Genomic DNA, 422 nt, shown 5'->3' on the forward strand with positions numbered 1-422 from the left:
GTCTGGCAGCGGCTGATGGTCTACGCGCACCAGAATATCGACCTGAAGCCGATCCCCGGCCTCGATCACCCGTTCGTCGATCCGGAAGTCGCGGCCAAGGCCGAGGAGGCCGCCCAGAAGAATGCCGAGGAGGCCGCAGCGCAGGCCCAGGCCGAGCGGCCGCCGGTGCTCTCCGGCCAGACCACACAGACGCTGCGCGAGATGACCAAGGCGTTCCAGACAGCCCCTGTGCTCGACGCGCCCAAGGCGCCGGAGACGCTGTCGGCGCTCTGAGCGTCCCATTCAGCGTCCGCCTATCCACCGGCGCGACTTGCCACGAGGCCCCTGCCCGCGATATCCCCGAGCGGCAAGTTCTCCTGTTTTGGCTGTTCATGCTCAAGACCGCTTTCCTGACGCTACTTTCGCTTGCCATTGCCGTCTGC

Annotated in this window: 1 pseudogene; it reads left to right on the forward strand. The window is 66.6% G+C overall.

Going from position 1 to position 422, the window contains the following annotated elements:
- Nucleotides 1–273: pseudogene (locus EN745_RS35740) on the forward strand (penicillin-binding protein); the annotation flags it as partial.
- Nucleotides 274–422 lie beyond the last annotated feature (149 nt).

It is taken from the genome of Mesorhizobium sp. M4A.F.Ca.ET.022.05.2.1 (genome assembly GCF_003998845.1).
In the GTDB taxonomy this organism is placed as follows: domain Bacteria; phylum Pseudomonadota; class Alphaproteobacteria; order Rhizobiales; family Rhizobiaceae; genus Mesorhizobium.